This is a genomic window from Nonomuraea sp. KM90 (assembly GCF_052246675.1).
Classification (GTDB): domain Bacteria; phylum Actinomycetota; class Actinomycetes; order Streptosporangiales; family Streptosporangiaceae; genus Nonomuraea.
The window spans coordinates 52,552-67,934 of the sequence record NZ_JBQQCB010000054.1; the positions used below are offsets into that span (position 1 = coordinate 52,552).

Sequence of the window (15,383 nt, forward strand, 5' to 3'; positions counted from 1 at the left end):
TGTCGGGTCGGTGCTCTCTCCGGAGCGGCCGGGGAGCGAAACCGTGCTGCGGCACGCGCCGACGTCAGATCCGCGCGCCGACGTCGGCGCCGTTGGACGGACGCAGGAAGGCGGAGGACGGGATCGAGCCGTCGGCCGCCCGAGGTCCCTTGATCACGCTCGCGTCGGTGCTCGTGAACGTCCATGAGCCGCCGAGGTCCCACGAGTTGCCCGAGCCGGACGACGACGCGCCGAGCGAGACCTGGGTCTGGTTCGCCACCGACAGGTTCTTCGTGAGGGTGGAGCCGGAGTCGGCGAAGTCGAACCCGGTGCCGCCGTTGCGCCAGGCGGTGTTGCGGTCAGCGGTCAGCCGGCCGGGGTTGCCGTTGTCGATGAAGCCGCCGACCGCGTTGTCGAAGGCGACGGAGTTGCGGATGACGTGGCCGGCCGGCGGGTCGGGGTCGCCGCCGCCGAGCTTGAAGCCGTTGCCGTCGCCGGTGTAGCCGGGCAGGTTCCACCGGTTGACGCCGTTGCCCCAGGCCACCGACGACTCCACGGTGACCGGGGACAGGAACATCCAGAAGTCCAGGCCGTCGTCGGAGTTGTGCCACAGCCGGGCGCCACGGATCACGTTGCCGCTGCCCGAGCCCTCCTTGATGGCGACCCCGTCGGCGCTCTCGCCGTTCTTGCGCGGGTCGCGGTTGCCGTAGGCATCCAGGTTGACGATCTGGTTGTTGCTGGACGCGCCCTGCAGGTGCAGGCCGGATTCGTAGTTGTCCCTGACGGTCAGGAGGTCGAAGACGTTGTCGCTGGTGTCCAGGCCGAAGATCCCGTACGGGCCGTTGACGATCTCCAGCCCGACCAGCCGCCAGTGCTCGCCCTCGATGTGGATGGCGCCGCGCTCGGGGCGCGGGATGGTGGAGCCGACCGCGCCGGGCGTGTACGGCATGTTCTCGCCGTCGATGATCACCCGCTCGCCCTGGTACGCGGTCATCGTGATCGGCCGGCTCGCCGTGCCGCTCTTGACCAGCTGGATGTTCGTGCTCGGCGCGTACGTCCCGCCGCGGATGACGATCGTGTGTCCCGGCTGCGCCAGATCCACGGCCCGCTGGATCGTCAGCAGCGGCGACGCCTGCGTGCCCGGGTGGCCGTCGTCGCCGTTGGTCGCGACGTACAACGTGTTCGCCGGCGGCGGCTGGTCACCGGTCTCGACGTCGAGGTGGTCGAGGTTGGGCAGGCCGGCGGCGGTGGCCGGGTTCAGCCGGATGGTGTTGGCGCCGGCGTTCAGCGAGACGGTCATGGTCCTGGTGACCCAGGCCGACCATGCGCCGGTGCCCTCGAACGACGGGGTCGCCACCGTGGCTCCGTTGACGATCAGGCCGGCGGCCCTGGCGGTGGTGGTGCCGTTGGCGAAGCGGATGCCCAGCGTCGCGGTGCCGGCGGTGGCGGAGCTCACGGTGAACTGGGCGTAGGCGCCGGTGGCGTTGTCGGCGTTGCAGAAACCGGTGCCGGAGTAGCCGGCCCAGTTGGAGTCGATCGTGCCGACGCAGACCGCCGGAGAGGTCTCGGCCTCGTACCGGATGGGCGCGGCGTGCGCCGGGTTCCCGGACAGCGCGACGAGCACGCCGGCCACCAGGCCGGCGCATGCGAGGAAGGGCGTCAGGCGCATCGATGGCCTCCCGGCGACGGACGCGACGAGCGGCCGCCACCCGGCCACGTGGCCGGCACGGCCGCCGATTTTCGGTTTCTGCGCACGGTGAAACTCCAGTTCGGCTGAGGGGATGTGAGCGCTTGGCGCGCTGACCTGCCGGACACCGCGGAGAAGGCGCCCGCCTTCAATTGGTAAGCGCTTTCCCAGGTGCGTTTGGAGTGAAGCACAAGGTGGCGGGGATGAGAAGTCCCGGATGGCGGCACACCCCGCCGGCCCGCCATCCGGGCTGGTCAGGCTGCCCGCCTGGCGGCTGCCCGAGTTGCAGCGGCCGCTGAAACTTTCATCCGCGGCACGCCGCGGCTGTCTTGGGCGGCGGGCAGCGGACCGGGCCGTCGCCGGGCAACCGGGTTCCGTCCGCGTGGGAAACTGCTGCGGTGACCGCACGACGTATCGCCTACCAGGGCGAGCCCGGCTCGAACTCCCACATGGTGTGCAAGCGCCACTACCCCGACTGGCACACGGTGCCGTGCGCGTCCTTCGAGGACGTGTTCGCGGTGGTGGAGAACGGAGAGGCCGAGCTGGCGATGATCCCGATCGACAACTCGATCGCCGGCCGGGTCGCCGACATCCACCACTTCCTGCCGACCTCGGACCTGTACATCATCGGCGAGCACTTCCTGCGCATCCAGTTCAACCTGATGGCGCCGCCGGGCGCCACCCTGGACACGATCAGGGCCGTGCACAGCCACGTGCATGCCCTCGGCCAGTGCCGCCGGATCATCCGCGAGCACGGCCTGGTGCCGGTGATCGCCGGTGACACCGCCGGCGCCGCGCGCGAGGTGGCCGAGGCGGACGACCCGACCCAGGCGGCGATCGCGCCGCCGCTCGCGGCGGAGATCTACGGCCTGCGCATCCTCGCCCGCGACGTCGAGGACGAGGAGCACAACACCACCCGGTTCGTGGTGCTCAGCCCGCACTTCATCCAGGCACCGCGCGGCGCGGGCCCGGTGGTCACCTCGTTCGTCTTCAACGTCCGCAACCTGCCGGCCGCGCTCTACAAGGCGCTGGGCGGGTTCGCGACCAACGGCATCAACATGACCAAGCTGGAGAGCTACATGGTCGGCGGCCATTTCGCGGCCACCCAGTTCCTCGCCGAGGTCGACGGGCACCCCGAGGACCCCGGCCTGAAGAACGCGCTGGAGGAGCTGGCGTTCTTCACCACGGACGTGAAGATCCTCGGGGTCTACCCGGCCGACCCGTCCCGCGCCGGCTGAGTCCCGGCACGGCCGCCGGGGCGCCCTCCTGGACCACCGTCTGTCCGGCGCCCTCCAGCCCGGTCCCCCCGTGCACGCAGGCGTTGCTCTTGACTTGACGGTCCGGCGCACCGCTCTTGTGCGAGCCCGCGAAGTCTGTCACCGTCGGCCGGGAAATCATCCACGGGGAGGCATCACATGGGGCTGGCAGGCGTGTTACGGGTGGCGACGATCACCTTCATGATCGTCGCCTTGGGGGCGGTAGCCGCCCCCGCGCAGGCGGATCAGCGGTCGGCTCCGGCGCTCGCCGAGGTCGCCGCCGATCAGCAGCCGCGCGATGATTACACCAAGCTCGCGCCCGGTCTGCGGGCGCTGCTGGAGGATGTACGTTCCGGAAGCCTGAACGAGCAGGCGTTCGTCAACCACGGATACGCCAAGCTCGGCTTCCAGGGGAACAACCCGCCGAAGAGGTACCGGGACGAGTCGCTCACGGAGCAGGAGCACGCGTACCTGGCGCTGGTGGTCAACGACGTGCTGCAGAAGCTCCCGCACGGGGTGCGCAACGGCATCGTCAACCGCATCGCGAAGGGGGCCTTCGACAGCCCGCCGGCCGAGCCGGAGCCGTCCACGACGGCGCTCGTGCCCGGGTTCTCGCAGTGCGACAAGGATCTGAACCTCGCCTGGGTGGGGCGGTGGAAGTGCAAGCACAGCACCCCGCACTTCGAGATCTGGTACAACGTCGACGGCGACCGGCCGGTGGACACCGACGACGGGCCGGTGCCGTATTGGACCTACGGGATCGAGGGAGACGGCATCCCCAACTACATCCAGCGGGCCGCGGGCCAGCTGGAGGTGGCGCTCTACGACTACGCCAACCTGGGCTACAAGCGGCCCAACGACGACCCGATCGTCGTGCTGTACGGGTCGAGCCGGGGCACGGAGACCGACGCGTTCACGCCGCCGACGTCGTTGCTCGGTGCCCGCAACACGATCTGGATGGGCAACAAGGCCGACGAGTGGTCCACGCCGCGGCACGAGGTCTTCCATGTGCATCAATACGCCTACATGAAGACCGATGTGATCAACAAGGTGGGCAACTTCGTCCCGCTCCAGTCGTGGATGGAGGCGACAGCGGAGTGGGCGACGCATCAGTCGGTGCGCGACGAGCCCGCTCCGGGGTTCCCCGACACCGAGCGCTACGACTACGCCAAGAACATCGTCGAGTTCCTCGGCCGTCCCGACCTGCGGCTCACCCACTGGGACGGCTTCGCGCGGGGGCGGCAGTACGGCGGGTTCATCTTCGCGGAGTTCCTGGAGGAGCGCTTCGACACCGATGTGATCCGTAAGTCGTGGGAGAACATCGCCGCCTCCGACGAGGGCGATCCCGGCATCCAGCTCGCCAACACGGTGCAGCAGCTCGGCAGCCACATCGTCCACGAGACCATCGCGTTCGCCCAGGCGAGCTACCAGCTCTGCGGCGAGGCGAAGGGCGGGCACCCGGGCGATCCGTGGGGCGGCGTCTGGCACATGACCGACCCCGACATCCCCAAGTGGTGCGACCTCCTGGACGCCGACCCGCGGACCACCAAGGGCGACCCCTTCCCCGCGATCCCCCGCCCGGCGCGCCAGGTGGTGAACCTCCAGGAGAGCGGGACCGTGAGCGGTGACGTCACGCTCCACCCCGGCGGCAGTGCCTACCTGGACATCACCGCGCCCAAGGCCACCTCCGACAAGACGTGGCGATCCTGGATCGTCGCGCTCAAGGCGAAGGTGGAGCAGCAGGTCGGCTTCGTCACGATCTCCACGATGCACTGGAAGGACTTCCCCACCCGCGCGTACGAGGACGACAGCGTCACCCCGCTGCCCGACTTCGACCAGAGCGTGCGGATGGGCCCGTGCGGCGGACACGTACGGCAGATCACCCTCGCGTTCACCCACCACAACCCGGCGCAGGTCGACCACCGTGAGCCGCCCGCGAAGGTGCACTGGGAGGTCGGCGCGAGCAAGCTGGACAGCGCCGGCATCACCAACGGCACCGTACAGCTGGGCGTCAGCAAGTACGGCACGCTGATCGAGGAGGGTTGCGGCCCCTCCACCGGGGAGGGCGTGACCTCGCTCGGGCTGCGCTACGTGCCCACGGGGGCCGAGGCGCTGGCCCACCCCGACCCGGCGCACCAGTGCCCGTGCGAGGGCTGGGGCACGCAGGTCACCTGGCCGGTCGGCGCGGGTGCCTATTCCACCTGGGCCCACGCCGGGCGAGGCATCTCCGGGCTGCCGGGCAGCGGCACCGGGAACATCGAGGTGGTCAGCTTCGACGCGACGGATTCCACGGCCAAGTCCGTGCTCAAGGTCGGGCATCCGACGGGCGACCTGATCGTGGAGCACGAGTTCGTGCCGTCGGCGCGGCCCGAGCTGTACCAGGTCAAGGTGACCGTACGGGCCGCGGGCGAGGCCGCCGACCAGCCGCACGTCACCTACCGCCGGGTGATGAACTGGAACGTCGAGCCGACGGCGGGCCAAGAATTCCTCACCACCGACACGGCTGCGCCGGGCACGGAGTACGTCAGCGACGACGGCTTCGCCTCGGCCGATCCTGCCGCCGGGCGGACGAAGCTGGTCAACGAGGGCGAGATCAACGAAGGCGGGCCGTACGACCAGGGCAGCCTGTTCGATCTCAACGTGCCGATGACGTACGACCCGGCGGAGGGGCTGATCGGCAGGATGTCCGTCTACTACGGCGCGGCGGGCACCAGCGTCGCCGCCAACGAGGCGCTGGACGCCCTGGGGGTCCGGACGTCGGCGCGGGCCAGGGCCAACACGACCGGGAGCGGCTCGCCGAACGTGTTCATGTTCGGCTACGTGCCGCACCACTAGCCGCCGGCCCCGGCAGCCCTCCTCGAACGGGCCGGGTCGCTCGCAAGGTGGCGCAGAGCCTGCCTGCGACCTGGCCGTTCGAGGGCTCGGCGGTGCCCGGGCCCGCAAGTCGCGGTCGCCGGATCGCCCTACCCCTTCACCCCGTCAGGCTCGTAGGTAGGCGAGCACAGCCAGGACGCGACGGTGGTCGTCGGGCGCCGGCGGCAGCTCGAGCTTGGCGAGGATGCTGTTGACGTGCTTGGCCACGGCGGCGTCGGAGACGAGCAGCGCACGGCTGATCGCGGTGTTGGAGCGCCCCTCGGCCATGAGCGCGAGGACGTCGCGTTCGCGAGGGGTGAGCCGTTCGAGCGGAGCCTTCAGCCGCCAACAGCGAACCGCAGGAGCGCTCCGCCTTCAAGCGCCCCGCACCGGCCGCGGCCATGACCGACGCGCTTCACACCCGTGGCGTGCCGGGATCCGCGCGCCGCGGCCGCCGCCCTCACCCAGGACTGATCGTGGCGACGAGCCGGCCCGCCCCTCTCCCGTCATCGGCCGGCGGCGTGTGACACTCATCGGGTACGGCCTTCCGATTCATCACAGACACCTTTTCTGCGCAGAGAGGGATGAAGTGCTGCCGCGCTGGCTCAAGGTCGTGATCGCGGCGCTGCTGCCGTCGACGGCTGGGATTCTGGCCTGGTGGATCTGTGTGGCGCACGGGCTCGGGCTGGACACCACAGGCATCGTCGTGGGCCTGGTCGTCCTGCTTCCCGGAACGCCGCTTGCCATTTGGGCCGGGCAGCCGGTGCCGAGCGCCGGCCCGCCGCCTGCCCCGAAGGGTGACCCGCGCCCGGTGCCTGCGGTGATCGGTGACGTTCCCCGCGAGCCGAGGGCCTTTCAGCCGCGTCCGGATCTGAGCGAGCGCATCGAAAAGCTGTTCTCCGCCTCTCACACGGCGGCGGTGGGCGCCCTGGTCGGTGGACGCGGGGTGGGGAAGACCCAGCTGGCGGCGGCGTACGCCCGGCGCTGTATCGAGCAGGGCATCCCGGTGGCCTGGCTGCACGCCGAGACCGTCGAGCAACTTCACGGTTCCGTGGATCAGATGGCTGCCGAACTCGGATTACGCAGCGACGTCGACGACTCGGCGACCGTGGCGCGCAAGGTCAGAGGCTGGCTCCAGGAGCGGCGTGCGCCGTACCTCGTCATGATGGACAACGCGACGGACCCCGATCTGCTCGCGCCGCTGCTCCCCTCGCACGGCCGGACGCGCGTGCTGATCACCACAAATGATCATTCATTCGAGCGGCTCGCCACGCTGGTTCCGGTGGAGCAGTTCACCGAGGCAGAAGCGGTGGGCTACCTTCGCACGCGGGTGAGCGGAGACGATGGCGGCTTCCGGTCGCTTGCCGAGGAGCTGGACCGCCTGCCGCTCGCCCTGGGCATCGCCGCCGCCGCTCTGGTCGGCCCGCCACGCCTGTCCTGCGCGTCCTACCTGCAACGGCTGCACGCCACCCCCATCGAGGTGCTTCTCGCGCGGCCTCGCGGCGAGCCGTACCCGACCGGCGTCGCGCAGGCGATCATGCTGTCGGTCGGGCAGACCAGTCCGGCCGCCGCGCACCTGCTCGGCGAGCTGTCCGTGCTGTCGACGTCCGGGGTCGATCCCGACCTGCTCGGCCCGCAGGCGGAGACGGCTCTGGCCGAGTTGGGTGCCCGATCGCTGGTCACGTTCAGCCGGAGCGACACGACCGCGTTCGTCCACCGCCTCGTCCGGCGTGCCGTACGCGATCAGGCCGCTCGTGACCGCACCCTGTCCGAGATGATCGAGACGGCCGCGCAGCGGCTGTGCGCGGCCGTCGAGGACATCTCCGACCAGGACACCTGGCGGAAGTTCCCCACGATCATGGCGGCGGCCGAGCACGCGACAGCCTTGTGGGAGGCCGTGGAGCAGGTTCCCGAGGAGGAATCCGCGCGGCTGCGCACGGCAGCCGAGCTCGTGCTCCGGGTCCGCCATGGCGTGGCGTCCCACCTGGTCTATCTCAACGACGGCGGCCGCGCCGTCCCGATCGCCGAAGCCGTCGTCAGGGGGCGTGAGCAGCTCCTGGGAGCCGAGCACCCGGACACCCTCACGGCGCGGCACACGCTGGCGCATGCCTTCGAGTACGCGGGCCAGGCCACGGACGCCGCCGGACTTTACCAGCGGGTCGCGGACGAGCGTTCCCGGATCCTTGGTGATGATCACCCGGATACGTTGTGGTCGCGGGCTTCGGTGGCCTTCTCGTACACGATGGCGGGCAGGGCGGCGGAGGCGGTGCCGCTGTTGGATCGGGTGGTGGCCGACCAGGAGCGGGTGCTTGAACCCGACCACCCCACCCTGCTCGCGGCGCGCTATTTCCAGGCCTACACCAACGTCGAGGGAGGCCGGCCCGAGCGGGGCATCAGGTTGTTCCAGCAGCTGATAGCCGATCATGAGCGGATCTTCGATGCCGACCATCCCGACACCTGGGTCGTCAGAGGGCAGCTGGCGCGCGCGTACAAGGCGGCGGACCGGGCCGATGAGGCCGTCCAGCTGTACGAGCACGTCGCCGGACAGCAGGCGCGGCTGCTGGGCGCCGACCATCCCGACACGCTGATCACCCGGCATGCCCTGGCCGCGGCTTACGAGGCGGTCGGACGGACCACCGACGCGCTGGCCGAATACGCATGGGTCGTGAACCGATTCGAGGCCGTCATGGGCCCCGAGCAGACGCTGACCAAGACCGCCAGAGACGACCTGGAGCGCGCCCGCCGGAATCTCCGCCAGGGTTGAGACACCTCCACCGAAACACGGCGGCGGCCTGATCAGCGGGGTGGGACGAGTGGCGGCAGAGGATCGAGCCGCCACGCCTGCCTGACCTCCGAGAGAGTGGACCTGGCGAGCCTGCCGGCCGTGCCGATCTCGTGCTTTACCCGCGCCGGCGCGGGAAAGGAACCAGGTCGCTGGTCAGCTAGGCGTCCGCGCCAGCATCCGGCGGCGGTACCTCGACGACGAAGCACAGGAAGGCGAGCTTGTCCGCGAAGTTCGGGAAGTCGTCGGGGAACTGCTCACGGGCGGCCGGGTCGGCCTTCGGCTCGCTGATGACGGCGAGGCGGAAGCCCGCGGCGGCGAAGGCATCGGTCATCGCCTGCAACGGCCGGCGCCAGAAGGTCATCGGGAACGGCTGCCCGTCCTCCAGGTAGTGCAGCACCAGCGAGGCGACCACGTCGTCGAACGCGCCGTCGTCGAACGGCAGCGGATCACGCAGGTCGGCCACGTGCAGGTCCGCGTCGTCACCGAGCCGCCGCCTGGCCACCGCCAGCATCCCGGCGCCGGCGTCGACGCCGGTGACGACGGCACCGCGCTCGCGTAGCGCGGCCGACAGGGGGCCCGAGCCACAGCCGGCGTCCAGGATCCGGCGGCCGGCCACGTCCCCGGCGAGGGCCATGATCGCGGGCCGCGCGATGTACGCGTTGATGAGGCTGTTCTCGGTCTCCGCCGAGTACGCCTCGGCGAAGCTGTCGTAGTCATTCGCCCGGGCCGTCGGATAGGCAGGCTGGGCCGCGGTCGAGTGACCGCCACGTCGTATGAACCGGAGTCACATGCCCCGGCAGAACCAGGAATGCGGCACGGATACACCTCGCCACCCCAAGATCATGTGACGAACTGGCTTTCCTGCACCGGTGTTCACTCATAGCCTGTGCGGTGACGGCGATGACGCCGCCGTACCAACCGGGCCTACCTCCAACACGGTCGTGATCATCATCGCTCAGCTTCCCGCAGCCTGAACCCGCCGAGGCCCACCATGACATCCTTGAGCCTTGACTGCCGCTCACTCACGGCCTTTGTGGTGATCAGCGTGGCCGGCGAGCTCGATGCGACCAACGCCGATGACCTGGAGTCCTACATCGGCCGGATGCGGCGGCCGGGCCAGCCCGTGGTGCTCGATCTCGGCGGGCTCACCTTCATGGACAGCATCGGCCTGCACGTCCTGCTCCGCGTCCACGCTGACGTGCGCAAGCAGGGCAGCGCCTTACACCTGGCCGCCGTACAGGATCTGCCCGCCCGCGTACTGCAGATCACCGAAGTGTGGGATGCCCTCAACATCCATCCCAGCGCAGAGGCGGCGATCACGACCCTGCTCAGTTCTACCGCCTCGGCGCCGCGCCTGCGGAGGCTACCGTGATCCTCACGCACCGATACGTGGATGGCGCGAGCGTGATCACGATCACCGGGGAGGTGGACGCCATCACCTCGGGCGAGCTGGAGACCTACATCGACCAGGTACGCCGCAGCCTGGACGAACATCTGATCATCGACGCCGGCCGGCTGTCGTTCCTGGACAGCTCAGGACTGGCCGTGCTGCTCGCCGCCGCGACCCTTGCCCAAGCCCACGGCGCCGCCATGCACCTGGCCGGACTACAGCCACGGACAGCCCGGATCCTGGAGATCACCGGCTCCTGGCCGGCGGTGAACACTTACGACCACCTGGAACAGGCGACGGCCGCGGTAGAGCGAATCGGTGGCGTCGAACGACAGCCTTAACCGAACAGCGAGCGCCAACGAGAACGGGCGAGATTCCGTACGGCGGTGAATGGTGCTTCCGTGGAGCCCGCAGGAGTTTACAGCGGAGTGGCCACCTCGGACGGTTGGTCCTGGTCACCTCGGCCCGGGAACGACCCCGCTCAGGTAGGTGGACTGCTCCAGCAGCTGCTGTGTCAGTGGGATCCCCGTGAGGTGTTTGGCCAAGCGGAAGTGAAGGCCGGCGAGTGTCGGGCAGACGGAATCGATCCGCTCCCTCGTCTCGACGAGTTCGTCCGGCACCTTCTCCGAATAACCCTGGTCGGCGGATTCGTACCGGATCGTGCCGACGTGTGGATGGCTCTATCAGCGGAGGGAGGCTACCCCCACCCGCGATCTTCATGCTTGCCGCAGGGACACGGCAGCGCTCAGATGATCAACTGGTTGCCCTCCGAAGAGAAGGGAACGGGAGATGGAGCAGTGTGATCGGCGGGCTGCGATCGGAACGGCGGCCGCGTTGTTGGCAAGCGGTGTGACCGTGATGGGGGGCAGTGCACCCGCCCGAGCGGAGTCCTCCGGGGAGCAGGCCCGGGAATCGTTCCGGGTGGTGGACCGCCGAGGCCGACAGCGTTTTCTGGCGAGCTCGAGCAAACCTCCCGTGATCATTGGGGGCAAGACGTACCCGGCGGACCACCGCCAAGGGCCCGAAGGCACCTATCTGATCTTCAATGATGGCGACGGCAACGAGAAGGGAGGAATCGTTGCCTCCTCTGTCGGGGCCAGCATCTCGCTCGACTACACCAACGCCCAGGCGATCACGCTGGCCGCCCGCTGGGAGGGCGTCCACGGCGCGGCGCTGCTGGAGATGAAGCACATGCCTGATCCGGCGCTCCCGATCGACCAGGTGCCCGCCATGCCGCCTCGCGTCCAGCTCGGCTACAGCACTCCAGAAGGAGCCTTCCTGGTGCTCAGCGACTCGCGAGGACGCCCGAGGATTGTGCTGGAGATCGACGGCGACGACAACCCGGTGATCAAGGTGCTGGACTCCGAGGGCAAGGTGGTCGGGCAGCTTCCCGAAACGCCGGTCGGGCGGCGTTCGTAGCCGCCATCCGAGGTTGCCGGCCCAGGCATGATGTCTCGAGGCGGTCGAACCACGCATATCCAGCCGAGCGTCTCGCTGTGCTGATCCCAGTCACGAATTCGACTGAGATGGTCGGTGGTTGACACCGTGGACCGCCGACGTCATGCCGGACGTCAACGCGATCAGGCGAAGTACGAGCCAGAGCCCCTGCGCCGGAGCCATCCCCACGGTAGGTCCACGACCCCGAAAGGCCCAGGTGCCGGGCAACGCGGTGGGCTGGGGGCGCGGCGGCTCGTTGTGTACGGCGATGCGCCGCGCAGGGACGGTGTTAACCATGGTCAAACCTGCCTGAACCTGAAGCGGGCTGTCGGCCTGCGCTCCGGTGGTCGTCTCTCCGACCGGCGGTGGGTGAGGTCGTGCCGCCTCGTCACCGCCACGCCGGTGACGAGGTCTCCGGTGGTTCGTTCTTCTTGGTCGTTGAACCGACTACCGGCGACCTCTTCCTTTCACGATCACCGGCACACCCACACCTTGAAACACGGCCTCTAGACGATGCGGCCGGTCCAAGCCACCGCGGCGGCCTTGTAGACCGTGGCCGTCTGGGAGTCGAAGTACGGCGAGACGCCGGTGTCGTAGCGGTTGTCGGCATCGGTGTCGGAGACGCTCATCGTGATGCCGTTGAGGTGGCCGAGCCCCCTGTCCGCGTCGTAGCGCAGCAGCCACGCGGAGCCGAGGGAGCCCGCGCCGGTGAACGGGGACTCGGCGCCGAGGAGCCATTCGGCGGACAGCTCGGGGGCCGCCAGCCCGGACGCCGCTCCGGTGGACCGCTCGAGGGTCTGGCCCGTGTAGGGCAGTGTCCCGTCGGGGTGCGGGCCCGCCGGGTAGCCGAACACGTCGAGCGAGGGCGGCAGCGGCTGGCCCCAGGCGAACCCCTGCGCGCCGGTGTTGTCCGCCAGCCGCCCGACGTTGCTCAGCACGCCGGCCGAGTCGGCGACGACGCCGCTGTACACGTTCATGAAGGCGTAGTCGCGCTCCAAGTCGTCGTAGAGGGAGAACTCCTCGTGGACGAAGGCCTGCTTGCCGACGTACAGGCCCTTGGGCGCCGTGCCATCGGAGTAGCCGGGGACGAACACCACCTGGCTCTGCGTGGCGGAGGCGCCGTCGATGTCGAGCACGCAGTTCCCGGCCGTGGCGACAAGGTTGCGGTACTGGCCCTGGACGGCGGTGCCCGTGCACCAGTGCGGCTGCCCGTCGGCGCCGACGAAGAACACCTTGCCCGAGGTCGTGGGCGCCTCCCCCGTGTCCGGGCTCAGCGGTGGGACGCTGCCGGGCTTGGTGTCCGGCACGGGTGCGGTGGTCGCGTCGGTCACGGAGACCGAGGTCCGCACGGAGTAGGGTGTGGCGTTCTTGAGGTTGGCGCCTCCGTTGGCGAGCCAGAACGTCGCGATCTGCGGCGCGCCGGGCGTGCCGGCCAGCGTGACCGTGGCAACGACCGCGGCCTGGGCCGGCGTGGCGATGGCGGTGGCGCCCACCAGCCCGAAGCCGACGCCTAACGCGATCAGTGTGCGCTTCATGGTCGGATCTCCCCGTTCGATCGTGGGATGCCTCGTGGGCCCCCGTCGGCAGACGAACGATCAAGATCTTATTCAGGGAAGACCGCAATAGGCCATCCCTGGAGGCCATTTTCTGGATCACGAGTTCGAATCAGGGAGTGGAGGCGTACTCGTAGGCGCCGGCCTCGATGCCGCCGCCCGGGCCGATCGTGACGCCGTTCATGTCGATCTCGCCGTACTTGACCTTGCCCAGGCCGATCGCCTTGCTGCCGGCGAGGAGCTGGAGCGGGTTGCCCGGGTCGACCGCGGGTTCTCGGAGACGGTCCCGGTGCCGTCGTCGCCTGCCTGGTGCTGGTCGCCGTCCAGCACGTTGTACGAGTTGGAGACGGCGGTGACGCCGGGGGCCTAGACGCTCTTCTTCCTGGCGTGGACGGCATTCCGTGTCATCGTCAGGTGCTCGTTCGTGCGGCTGGCGTCGCAGACCACGCCCTCGGCTTCTTCGTTCGGCAGGTGAATCGAGTTGTTGCGGAAGACGGTGCGCAGGAGCGGTACCGTCCGGGTCCCAGTCCCACCGAGATGTTGTGGTGCACCCGGTTGCGCGAGCCCTTGAAGATCTCGGAGTCGTCGCCGTGGACCAGGATGCCGAAGGTGCCGGTGGTGGCGGGCCAGGATGGCGTACTTACTCCTTCTGGCAGGTCAAGAAACGCTCGAGCGGGTGATGCCGTCGGATCGGTCGTGACGAGGGGGCCTTGCCGCCTCGAACGCGGTCGGGAAGAGGGCGTCTTCCGATTTCTTTCTGTGGTGGTGTCGAATGGCGTCGAGCGCGTTCGTAGCCAAGGTGAGAGGCCGGCAACGGGCCGGTCGCCACTCACCGGAGGTACGCGATGTCCGTCGTCACCGCCGCTCCCGCGAAGCCGCTGATCATCGGTGGGCTCACCGCCGCGGGGGGTGGCTGATCATGATCTTCTCCGTGGTGGGTCTGGTGCTTGCCCGCTCGGCTCGTCGTCCGGGCACGGCGATCGCCCGCCGCCTGTCCGTCTGATCCTTTCGAAGAGTTCGCCATGAGAAGGAGTACGCCGTGAAGAAGTACCTGCTGGCCGTCCAGTTCGACGAAAGCGCGCCGGCGCCGTCCGAGGGGGAGATGCAGCAGCAACAGGCCCGGACGGCCCAGGTCACCGCCGACATGCAGGCCGCCGGTACGTGGGTGTTCGTCGGCGGCCTGCTGCCCTCGCACGCCAGTACGGTCGTGCGCCCCGGCAACGGCACGACCACGATGACCGACGGCCCGTTCGCCGAGACGAAGGAGCAGCTCGGCGGGTTCTGGGTGATCCTGTGCGAGGACCTGGACCAGGCGCTGTCCTGGGCCGAGAAGTGCGCGCTGGCCTGCGGGGCCCCGATCGAGGTGCGCCCGTTCGAGGACGCGCAGTGGGGCTGACCCCGGTGGATCTTGACGGCGTCTACCGGGCCGAGTACGGCCGGTGCGTGGCCACGCTGACGCGCCTGCTGGGTGACATCGGGCTCGCCGAGGAGGCCGTGCAGGACGCGTTCGCGGTGGCCGTGCGGAAGTGGCACGAGGCGCTGCCGCCCAATCCGGGAGGGTGGATCGTGACCACAGCCCGCAACCGGGCGATCGACCGGCTGCGCCGGGAGTCCACCCGCGAGGCCCGCCACGCGCAGGCGCTGCTGCTGCACCAACCCGACGAACCGCAGGAGGTGGGACCGGTGCGCGACGACCAGCTACGCATGATCTTCACCTGCTGCCATCCGGCGCTGTCGCCGCTCGCGCGGACCGCGCTCACCCTGCGCCTGCTCGGCGGGCTGGAGGTGGCCGAGATCGCGCGGGCCTACCTGGTGCCGGAGGCGACCGTCTTCCAGCGGATCGTCCGGGCGAAGAAGAAGATCCGTGACGCCGGCATCCCCTACCGGGTGCCCGACGCGGCCGAACTCCCCGATCGGCTGTCCTCGGTCCTCACCGTGCTCTACCTGGTCTTCAACGAGGGCTACAGCTCCACCTCCGGGGAGCTGCTGCGGACGGACCTGTGCCTGGAGGCGGTCCGCCTGGCCAGGGCGCTGGCCGAGCTGATGCCCGATGAGCCAGAGGTGATCGGGCTGGTGGCGCTGCTCCTGCTCACCGAAGCCCGCCGGCCCGCTCGGGTGGGGCCTTCGGGTGAGCTGGTGGTGCTCGCCGAGCAGGACCGGTCGCTGTGGAACCGGGAGCTGATCGCCGAAGGACACGAGCTGGTACACCGGTGCCTGCGCCGCAATCAGCCGGGGCCGTACCAGCTGCAGGCCGCGATCAACGCCGTGCACACCGACGGGCCGGCGACCGACTGGACACAGGTGCTGGCGCTGTACGACCAGCTGCTGCGGCACACCCCGACCCCGATCATCGCGCTCAACCGCGCGGTCGCCGTCGCCGAGGTGCATGTACCGGCGCCTACACCGGCCGCGAGCGACGAGCTGGACCTGCCGGGCTACCACC

At 69.6% G+C, this 15,383-nt stretch carries 12 protein-coding genes and 1 pseudogene; 8 read left to right on the plus strand and 5 right to left on the minus strand.

Annotation, left to right across the window (positions count from 1 at the left end; all coding sequences use genetic code 11):
* Positions 1-64: 64 nt before the first annotated feature.
* Complete coding sequence (locus ACTWPW_RS37135) at positions 65-1,648, minus strand: right-handed parallel beta-helix repeat-containing protein (protein WP_443171413.1); 1,584 nt, start codon at positions 1,646-1,648, stop codon at positions 65-67.
* 416 nt (positions 1,649-2,064) lie between these two features.
* On the opposite strand from ACTWPW_RS37135, the gene ACTWPW_RS37140 reads away from it, so the two are divergent.
* Positions 2,065-2,904: a prephenate dehydratase gene (locus ACTWPW_RS37140; RefSeq protein ID WP_364122752.1), complete on the plus strand. Its 840-nt coding sequence runs from the start codon at positions 2,065-2,067 to the stop codon at positions 2,902-2,904.
* A gap of 177 nt (positions 2,905-3,081) precedes the next feature.
* The gene (locus tag ACTWPW_RS37145; protein ID WP_443171414.1) at positions 3,082-5,757 is read left to right on the plus strand and encodes a hypothetical protein; all 2,676 of its coding nucleotides are present in this window, start codon (positions 3,082-3,084) and stop codon (positions 5,755-5,757) included.
* Between the two features lie 144 nt (positions 5,758-5,901).
* On the opposite strand, the pseudogene ACTWPW_RS37150 reads toward ACTWPW_RS37145, so the two are convergent.
* A pseudogene (locus ACTWPW_RS37150) lies at positions 5,902-6,108 on the minus strand (response regulator transcription factor); the annotation flags it as partial.
* Positions 6,109-7,633: 1,525 nt separating this feature from the next.
* Between ACTWPW_RS37150 and ACTWPW_RS37155 the strand changes: the two are divergent.
* On the plus strand, positions 7,634-8,539 hold the full coding sequence (locus ACTWPW_RS37155) for a tetratricopeptide repeat protein (protein ID WP_443171421.1): 906 nt from the start codon (positions 7,634-7,636) through the stop codon (positions 8,537-8,539).
* A 178-nt stretch (positions 8,540-8,717) separates the two neighbouring features.
* Here ACTWPW_RS37155 and ACTWPW_RS37160 read toward each other — a convergent pair whose 3' ends face one another.
* Positions 8,718-9,335 carry a class I SAM-dependent DNA methyltransferase gene (locus ACTWPW_RS37160; RefSeq protein ID WP_443171422.1) on the minus strand — a complete coding sequence of 206 codons (618 nt, stop codon included), beginning with the start codon at positions 9,333-9,335 and terminating at the stop codon, positions 8,718-8,720.
* Between the two features lie 225 nt (positions 9,336-9,560).
* Between ACTWPW_RS37160 and ACTWPW_RS37165 the strand changes: the two genes are divergently transcribed.
* Positions 9,561-9,932: an STAS domain-containing protein gene (locus tag ACTWPW_RS37165; protein WP_443171415.1), complete on the plus strand. Its 372-nt coding sequence runs from the start codon at positions 9,561-9,563 to the stop codon at positions 9,930-9,932.
* Entirely contained in the window at positions 9,929-10,291 is a 363-nt protein-coding gene (locus tag ACTWPW_RS37170; protein WP_375118016.1) for an STAS domain-containing protein, read from the plus strand. Before ACTWPW_RS37165 ends, ACTWPW_RS37170 begins: the two co-directional genes overlap by 4 nt.
* 114 nt (positions 10,292-10,405) lie before the next feature.
* On the opposite strand, the gene ACTWPW_RS37175 is transcribed toward ACTWPW_RS37170, so the two are convergent.
* Positions 10,406-10,570, minus strand: a complete 165-nt coding sequence (locus ACTWPW_RS37175; RefSeq protein WP_443171416.1) for a DUF6461 domain-containing protein — start codon at positions 10,568-10,570, stop codon at positions 10,406-10,408.
* 169 nt (positions 10,571-10,739) lie between these two features.
* On the opposite strand from ACTWPW_RS37175, the gene ACTWPW_RS37180 reads away from it, so the two are divergent.
* Positions 10,740-11,369 (plus strand): hypothetical protein, encoded by a 630-nt coding sequence (locus ACTWPW_RS37180; protein ID WP_443171417.1) that lies wholly within the window; start codon positions 10,740-10,742, stop codon positions 11,367-11,369.
* Positions 11,370-11,893: 524 nt separating this feature from the next.
* Here the strand turns inward: ACTWPW_RS37180 and ACTWPW_RS37185 are convergent.
* Positions 11,894-12,922 (minus strand): trypsin-like serine peptidase, encoded by a 1,029-nt coding sequence (locus ACTWPW_RS37185; RefSeq protein WP_443171418.1) that lies wholly within the window; start codon positions 12,920-12,922, stop codon positions 11,894-11,896.
* A gap of 1,057 nt (positions 12,923-13,979) precedes the next feature.
* Between ACTWPW_RS37185 and ACTWPW_RS37190 the strand changes: the two genes are divergently transcribed.
* Entirely contained in the window at positions 13,980-14,336 is a 357-nt protein-coding gene (locus ACTWPW_RS37190; protein ID WP_443171419.1) for a YciI family protein, read from the plus strand.
* On the plus strand, positions 14,327-15,383 hold a 1,057-nt coding region (locus ACTWPW_RS37195; protein ID WP_443171420.1), incomplete at its 3' end, for an RNA polymerase sigma factor. The genes ACTWPW_RS37190 and ACTWPW_RS37195, both read left to right, overlap by 10 nt.